Below are 7,882 nucleotides of genomic sequence, written 5' to 3' on the forward strand. Positions count from 1 at the left end.
CGCCCTCGCGCGGCGCGGCCTGGCGGCGCGCCTGGGCGCGCTGCAGGGCCAGGCGGCGGGCGGCGACGTCGAGGCCGTGCAGCACCGCCGACTGCACCACCGTCCAGATGGCGATGATGTACAGGCTGTCGAGCAGGCGGCCGGTGAGCTTGAGTGCGGTGTAGTAGTAGCCGAAGCCGACCAGCACCACGTGGGCCAGCGGCAGGCCGACCAGCAGCAGCGCGGCGATGAAGTGCAGCACCCGCGAGCCGAAGAACGGCGGCTGGCTGAGCATGATGCGCAGCAGGATCCAGCTCATCAGCAGGAAGCCGCTGAGGACGATGAAGATGCCCAGCACGTCGTCGGCCAGGCCGGAGAGCTGGCGCTCGGCGATGCTCACCACCAGGACCATCGGCATCACCACCAGGCCCAGCTGGCGTACCTGGCGGTACAGGCTCTGCACCCGCGCCGGATCCCAGCCGAAATGCCGCTCGACCACGCTGCCGCGGGCCAGCAGGCGGTAGCTGACGCCGAACACCAGCATGGCCTGGGACAGCTTGAGCAGCGACTCGCCGAAGATGGTGGTGCCGGCCTGCGGGTCGCGGATCAGCACCACGCCGCAGGCGGCGACGATCAGCGGCAGCGGCAGCACCAGCAGGAAGTGGCAGAGCACCGCCAGCGGGGTGAGCGTCTGCCGGTAGCGGCGCAGCTGGGAGAGTTCGTCGTCGATGTGCGCCAGCTGGCGGCGCAGCCAGGGGCGGCCGCCGATCAGCGCGGCGAGCAGCACCACCAGTGGCAGGAACAGCAGCGGCTGGCCGATCAGGCCGTGACCGATGACGGTGGCGCTGTCGCGGATCGGCAGAGCCTCGAGCTGGCGCTGCAGGCGGCCGGGCACTTCCTTGAACCAGTCCAGATCGAGCGGCTTGTTGCTGGCGATCCAGAACATCTGCTCGTCGAGGGTGCGGCTGAGGCTGGCGCTGGTGGCCAGCAGCTCCTTCTGGTTGAGCTGCAGGGTGATGGCCTGGGTCAGCAGGTTGCCCAGCTCGGTGTTGAGGCGGTCGAGCAGCTCCAGGCGCGCGCGGGCCAGCTGTTCCAGCTGGCTGCGCAGCTCGGGGCTGACGCTCTCGCTCGGCTGGCTGGCGAGCAGGTTGGCGACGTACTGGGTCGGATTGACGATCTCGGCGCGGCGCTGGTTCAGCTCGAACTGGTACAGGCGCAGGTCGGCGATCTCGTTGGCGAGGTTCTTGTCCGCGCTGACCTTGGGCAGGGCGTTCTTCTGCTGGTAGAGGATACGGGTCAGCAGCAGGCTGCCCTTGAGCACGGCGATCTGCTCGTCGAGGGCCTGCTCGGCCTGCTTCAGGCCGTCGAGCTGCTGCTTGGTCTCGATGTTCTTGCGGATCAGCGCGTTGGCCCGGTCGGTGGACTTGAGCAGGTAGTCGCTGAGCGCCAGGTTGAGGTCGGCCTGGGTGGCCAGCAGGCTGCCGCCCTGGTTGCCCTGGCTCTCGCGCGACAGCTGGGCCACGGTTTCCGCCGATTCCTCGCGGCGCTTCTCGTTGAGGCTGTTCTGCAGGGCGAGGATTTCCGCCTCGAGCAGGGTGGTGCGCTGGCTCAGCAGGGCGCGCTGGCTGGCGCTGAGATCCTGCAGGGCGGTGGTGCCGGCCAGTTCCTGGCGGCGCAGCTGGGAGACCGCCTCCAGCGCGGCCAGCTCGCTCTGCAGCATGGCCTGCTGCTCGGCGCCGAGCGGCCGGTTGTTGTCCTTGCCGTCCTTGAGGATGTCGCGGATGACCTGGGCGCGCGCCTGGTTGGCGCTGATCTCCGACTGGGCGCGCTCGGGGCGGGTCTGCGCGTTGATCAGCGCATTGGTGGCCTGGGCCAGCTGGGTCTGGCTGTCGCTGAGCTGGGTCAGGCGCTCGGCGAGCAGGCCTTCCAGCTGGGCGACGGGCAGGCCGGCGTAGCGCTTGGCCAACTGCTCGGCGGGCACTGGCACCAGCTGCTTGAGTTCGCGCTGGGCTTCCTGGGTCTGCCTGGGGGCGGCGGCCAGCTGCTGCTTGAGCCGGTTCAGCTCGTCGCTGCTGCTCTGCAGCGTCTGCAGGTTGGCGAGGGTCTTCTGCAGGGTGTCCTGCAGGGTCTTGTGCTCGGCCTCCGGCAGCTTGCGGCCTTCGAGGCCGTCGAGCTGCTTCTGCACGGCGGTGGCGCTGGGCAGGTTGCCGGCGGCACCGGCGAGGGGGGCGAGCAGCACGAGGCCGAGGAACAGGGAAACCAGAAACGAACGGTACTGGAACATCATAAGCGCGAGGGTTTCGGTTGGGGGATCGGCAAGCCTACTGGCGCAGCGCCGCCGCGACAAGGCAGCCGGTCCGGAAATGGCCATGCCCGACGGCCGGGCACTCAGAACATCAGGGTCGGCCCGCCGCCGCCGGCGGGCAGCTTGAGGCCGACCTTGCGGATGCGGTTGCCTTCCATCTGCGCCACCGTCCAGGTGCGCCCGGCCCATTCGACCTGGTCGCCGACCACCGGTTCGCCGCCGATCAGGTGGGCGATGAACGGGCCGAGCTGCTGGGCGGGGTCGGTGCCGTCCAGCCTGAGGCCGTAGAGCGCCGCCACCGGTCCCAGCTCGGCGTCGCCCTCGAGGACGAAGTCGCCGAAGAAGCGCAGGTCCTGGCCGCGCTTGGGCGCCTCGCTGAACAGTTTGCCGAGTGCCGGCAGGTCCTTCTCGTGGCCGATCACGCAGAGGATGTCGCCGGCCTCCAGGCGGGTGCTGCCGCTGGGGTGGAGCAGTTCGCGGCCGCGGAACAGTGCAGCGATGCGCGTGCCATCGGGCATCTTCAGTTCGCGCAGCGGGGCGCCGACGCACCAGCGGTCGGCGCGCAGCTTGTAGACGAACAGCTCCCACTGGCTGGTGGGGTGGATCTGCAGGCCGGCGCGGGAGATCGGCGCCGGTTGCGGCGGTACCTCGACGCGGGTCTTGCGCGCCGCCCAGCCGAGGGTGCCGCCCTGCAGCACCAGCGACACCAGCACGATGAAGAACGCCACGTTGAAGAACAGCTGGGCATTGGGCAGGCCGGCGACCAGCGGGAATACCGCGAGGATCACCGGCACCGCGCCGCGCAGGCCGATCCAGGAGATGAACAGGCGCTCGCGGAAGTGGAAGGCGCGGAACGGCAACAGGCCGACGAACACCGCCAGCGGGCGGGCGAACAGGATCATCCACAGCGACAGGGCCAGTGCCGGCACGGCGATCGGCAGCAGCTCGCTGGGGGTGAGCAGCAGGCCGAGGATCAGGAACATGCCGATCTGGCTGAGCCAGGCCAGGCCGTCGAACATGTGCAGGATGCCGTGGCGGTTGCGGATCGGCCGGTTGCCGAGCAGCAGGCCGCAGCTGTAGACGGTCAGGATGCCGCTGCCGCCGATCTCGCCGGACAGGGCGTAGAGCATGACGCCGCCGCTGACCGCCAGCAGCGGATACAGGCCGTCGGCTACCGACAGGCGATTGACCAGCTGCAGCAGCAGCCAGCCGCCGCCCAGGCCGAGGAGGATGCCGATGCCGAACTGCTGGATCAGGCTGATCAGCACGTCGGAGGCGGTCAGGCTCTGCCCGGAGGCGAGGACGCCGATCAGGGTCACGGTGAGGAACATCGCCATCGGGTCGTTGCTGCCCGACTCGATCTCCAGGGTCGGCCCGACCCGCTCGTTGAGGCCCTTGCCGTTGAGCAGGTTGAACACCACGGCGGCGTCGGTGGAGCCGACGATGGCGCCGATCAGCATGCCTTCCAGCAGCTTGAGGTCGAACAGCCAGGCGGCGGCCAGGCCGGTCAGCCCGGAGGTGATCACCACGCCGAGGGTGGCCAGCGACATGGCCGGCCACAGCGCCACGCGGAAGGTGGCCACCCGGGTGCGCATGCCACCGTCGAGGAGGATCATCGCCAGCGCCAGGTTGCTGACCGTATAGGCCAGCGAATAGTCGTTGAACACGATGCCGCCGATGCCGTCGACCCCGGCGACCATGCCCACGGCGAGGAAGATCACCAGCACCGGGATGCCGATGCGCGCCGAGAACGAGCTGACCAGGATGCTGACGCCGACCAGCAGTGCGCCGATGAAGAACAGGCTGTTGACGGCGGCGGTATCCACGGCAGGCTCCGAAGCGGGTTGACGGGCAGGCAGAAATCATGCACTGGGCGTGCCAAGGGATTCTAACCCGTTGATTTGGCGCATGGTCGGAAAAATATCGGTTTTTTGCGTCAGGCCGGCGATCGTTGCGCAGGGGCTGTGCCGCTCGAGCGGGGCGCGCCTGCGCCGGGCGGGGGCAACTGGTAAACTCGCCGCCACTCCCGACCCACCTCTCAGCGCTGGCCGCCGTGCGCGACCGGCCACTCGCGGATTCGCCGATGAACTACCGTCACGCCTTCCACGCCGGCAACCATGCCGACGTGCTCAAGCACGCCGTACTCTGTCGCCTGCTCGCCCTGCTGGCACGCAAGGACAAGCCCTTCGCCTACCTCGACAGCCACGCCGGCGTCGGCCTCTACGACCTGGCCGGCGAACAGGCCGGCAAGACCGGCGAGTGGCTGCAGGGCATCGCCCGCCTGTGGGGGCGCGACGACCTGCCGGCGCTGCTCGACGACTACTGCGCGACCATCGCCGCGCTCAACCCGGACACCGGGCTGCGCTACTACCCCGGCTCGCCGGAGATTGCCCGCCGGCTGACCCGCGCCCAGGATCGCGTGCTGCTCAACGAGAAGCACCCCGAGGACGGTCGCCTGCTCAAGGACAACATGGCCGGCGACCGCCGGGTCACCGTGCACCTGGGCGAGGGCTGGCACCTGGCCAAGGCACTGCTGCCGGTGGCGGAGAAGCGCGCGCTGCTGCTGATCGACCCGCCGTTCGAGCAGGCCGACGAGCTGGAGCGCTGCGTCGAGTCGCTGAACACCGCCATCGCGCGGATGCGCCAGGCGGTGGTGGCGATCTGGTATCCGATCAAGGATGCGCGCCAGCTCAGGCGCTTCTACCAGGACCTCTCGAAGAGCGGTGCGCCCAAGCTGCTGCGCGCCGAGCTGTGGGTGCACCCCACCGACAACCCGGCCGGTCTCAACGGTTCCGGCCTGGTCATCGCCAACCCGCCGTGGCCGCTGGAGGACGAGCTGCGCGAGCTGCTGCCGTATCTGGCGACGCAACTGGCGCAGAGCCAGGGCGGCTGGCGGCTGGACTGGCTGATCGAGGAGAAGGCCGGCGGCTGAGTTGGTTGGCGCTCGGTGAGGCGGGTGTCCGCCCGTAGGGTGCGCTGTGCGCACCTGCGGTATCGTGGTGCGCACGGCGCACCCTACGATGCCGCTGTCCGGCGTGGGCATGCATCGCGGGCCGGACGCGGAGCGTCCAGGGCTCCGGCTCCCACGCTGGAGCGTGGGAGCCATCGAGATATCCTTATTCGGGCAGGCACACCCCGGTGCCGCGCAGGCCGCAGTAGCCGCCGGGGTTCTTCGCCAGGTACTGCTGGTGGTAGGCCTCGGCGTAGTAGAACGGCACCTCGGCGCGGATCTCGGTGGTGATTGGCCCGAAGCCGGCGCGGGCCAGTTCGGCGGCGAAGGCCTCGGCGCTGGCGCGCGCCTCGGCCAGCTGCTCCGCCGTGCTGCAGTAGATCGCCGAGCGGTACTGGGTGCCGACGTCGTTGCCCTGGCGCATGCCCTGGGTCGGGTCGTGGGCCTCCCAGAACGCCTTGAGCAGGGCCTTGAGGCTGGTCTGGCGCGGATCGTAGAGCACGCGCACCACCTCGGTATGCCCGGTCAGCCCGGAGCAGACTTCCTCGTAGGTCGGGTTGGGGGTATGGCCGCCGGCATAGCCCGCCGCGGTCACCCACACTCCCGGCTGTTGCCACAGGCGCCGCTCGGCGCCCCAGAAGCAGCCGAGGCCGAACTGCACCTCCTCCAGCCCGTCGGGGAACGGCGGCAGCAGCGGATTGCCGTTGACATGGTGCCGCTCGGGCACCGGCATGGCGCTGGCGCGCCCGGGCAGCGCCTGCTCGGCACTGGGCAGGGCGAGCTTGTGGGCGAGAATCTGGGAACGCAGGGGCATGGCTGCCTCCTCGGCAAGGTGGTGAGTCGTTCGTCTAACTTGCCCGCCTGCGCCTCTGCCTGCAACCCTTGGCGGGCCGTCGGCGACCTTTGTCCGTCCTGTCACATCCTGTTAATACTGGCAGGCCGCCGGGCTGTGCGCCGAACATGCGTGCGGATTAAGCTGGCGGCATTTTTCACGTGAACCAAGGGTAACCATCATGCACACAGGATTCATGCAGCGGCTGCGTCGCGGCCTGTTGCTGGCCCTGCTCGGCGCCGCGCTGCCGGCCGGCGCCGCCGCGGAGGCCACCGGCAACGACGACAGCCAGCACGAGCAGGGCAGCGAGACTTCCGGCAATCAGGTCAGCCAGCTGGATGGCGCCGAGCAGGCGCGCTACCTGGCCGAACTCAAGCACCTCTATCCGCGCCAGGCGCCGCGCAAGGCGCTGCTGGAGCACTGCAACCGCCTGCTGGAAAGCTACGCGCTGCGCAGCGGCTATCGGGTCGGCGAGGCGCGCCGCGACGATCTGCTCTACCAGCTGAGCCTCCTCGGTGATGGCAGCCTCAACGTGCGCGAGGAAATCCGCAGCGCCGACGGCAGTCGGGTCGAGGTGCGCAACCATCCGGTGGCGCTGTTCGGCGTCGATCCGTTCGTGCGCTACGAGTGCCCGAACCGCGGGCCGTCCTGCCAGGTGCTCAACCCGCAGGACGGCTCGCCGCTGCTGACCCTGGTACGCGACCACGCCGGGGTGGCCGAGCTGGCCAAGGCGATGAGCTTCCTGATCCGTGATCTGCAGAAGGGCTGAGTTTCCCGGGCTGCAAACAGAAACCCCGCCTTTCGGCGGGGTTTCTGTTTGTGCGGCGGACGTAGGCGGCGCTTACAGCAGCAGCGAACGGATCTCCGCCAGCAGGTCGGCCAGGCGGCGGGTGAAGCGGGCCGCGGCGGCGCCGTTGATCACGCGGTGATCGTAGGACAGCGACAGCGGCAGCATCAGCCGGGGCTGGAAGGCCTTGCCGTCCCACACCGGCTGCATGCTCGCCTTGGACACGCCGAGGATCGCCACCTCGGGCGCGTTGACGATCGGCGTGAAGCCGGTGCCGCCGATGTGGCCGAGGCTGGAGATGGTGAAGCAGGCGCCCTGCATGTCGTCGGCCGACAGCTTCTTGGTGCGCGCCTTCTCCGCCAGCTCGGCGGCCTCGGCGGCCAGCTGCAGCAGGCTCTTCTGGTCGACGTTGCGGATCACCGGCACCAGCAGGCCGTCCGGGGTGTCCACGGCGAAGCCGATGTGCACGTACTTCTTGCGGATCAGCGCCTTGCCGCTGGGGGCCAGCGAGCTGTTGAAGTCCGGCAGCTCGCGCAGCACGTGGGCGCAGGCCTTGAGCAGGAACGGCAGCACGGTCAGCTTGACGCCGGCCTTCTCGGCCGCCGCCTTCTGCGCGGTGCGGAAGGTCTCCAGCTCGCTGATGTCGGCCGACTCGAACTGGGTGACGTGCGGCACGTTGAGCCAGCTGCGGTGCAGGTTGGCGGCGCCGACCTGCATCAGGCGGGTCATCGCCACTTCCTCGATCTCGCCGAACTTGGCGAAGTCGACGACCGGGATGGGCGGGATGCCGGCACCGCCGCTCACGCCGGCTTCCGGCGCGGCCTTGGCCTTGTGCATCATGCCCTTGACGTAGGCCTGCACGTCTTCCTTGAGCACGCGGCCCTTCGGACCGGTGGCCGGCACGTCGGCCAGCTCGACGCCGAACTCGCGGGCGAGCATGCGCACCGCCGGGCCGGCGTGCACCTTGCCGGCGCTGCCGCTCGGCGCGCCGACCGGGCCCGGCACCTTGGCCGGGGCCGCCGGAGCAGC

Annotated in this window: 6 protein-coding genes; 2 read left to right on the forward strand and 4 right to left on the reverse strand. The window is 69.8% G+C overall.

Annotation, left to right across the window (positions count from 1 at the left end; translation table 11 throughout):
• Positions 1 to 2,266 (reverse strand): mechanosensitive channel MscK (locus tag E5198_RS19435; protein WP_168772563.1); only part of this gene is annotated, 2,266 nt, incomplete at its 3' end.
• A 101-nt stretch (positions 2,267 to 2,367) separates the two neighbouring features.
• Complete coding sequence (locus tag E5198_RS19440; protein WP_136491585.1) at positions 2,368 to 4,110, reverse strand: potassium/proton antiporter; 1,743 nt, start codon at positions 4,108 to 4,110, stop codon at positions 2,368 to 2,370.
• Between the two features lie 257 nt (positions 4,111 to 4,367).
• Here E5198_RS19440 and E5198_RS19445 point away from each other — a divergent pair, with 257 nt between their 5' ends.
• Complete coding sequence (locus tag E5198_RS19445; protein ID WP_136491586.1) at positions 4,368 to 5,216, forward strand: 23S rRNA (adenine(2030)-N(6))-methyltransferase RlmJ; 849 nt, start codon at positions 4,368 to 4,370, stop codon at positions 5,214 to 5,216.
• A gap of 184 nt (positions 5,217 to 5,400) precedes the next feature.
• Here E5198_RS19445 and msrA read toward each other — a convergent pair whose 3' ends face one another.
• Positions 5,401 to 6,048, reverse strand: coding sequence for a peptide-methionine (S)-S-oxide reductase MsrA (gene msrA / locus E5198_RS19450; protein WP_136491587.1), 648 nt, complete (start codon positions 6,046 to 6,048; stop codon positions 5,401 to 5,403).
• 199 nt (positions 6,049 to 6,247) lie between these two features.
• Between msrA and E5198_RS19455 the strand changes: the two genes are divergently transcribed.
• Entirely contained in the window at positions 6,248 to 6,835 is a 588-nt protein-coding gene (locus E5198_RS19455; RefSeq protein ID WP_256659204.1) for a hypothetical protein, read from the forward strand.
• 72 nt (positions 6,836 to 6,907) lie between these two features.
• Here the strand turns inward: E5198_RS19455 and E5198_RS19460 are convergent.
• The coding region (locus E5198_RS19460) for a 2-oxo acid dehydrogenase subunit E2 (protein ID WP_178084101.1) at positions 6,908 to 7,882 on the reverse strand (975 nt) is incomplete at its 5' end.

It is taken from the genome of Pseudomonas sp. A-1 (assembly GCF_004801855.1).
Classification (GTDB): domain Bacteria; phylum Pseudomonadota; class Gammaproteobacteria; order Pseudomonadales; family Pseudomonadaceae; genus Geopseudomonas.

What these genes read in the sequence shown, in the direction of transcription:
- E5198_RS19445 (WP_136491586.1), top strand. Translation starts at nt 4,368, where the DNA reads ATGAACTACCGTCACGCCTTCCACGCCGGCAACCATGCCGACGTGCTC.
- msrA (WP_136491587.1), bottom strand. Translation starts at nt 6,048, where the DNA reads ATGCCCCTGCGTTCCCAGATTCTCGCCCACAAGCTCGCCCTGCCCAGT.
- E5198_RS19455 (WP_256659204.1), top strand. Translation starts at nt 6,248, where the DNA reads ATGCACACAGGATTCATGCAGCGGCTGCGTCGCGGCCTGTTGCTGGCC.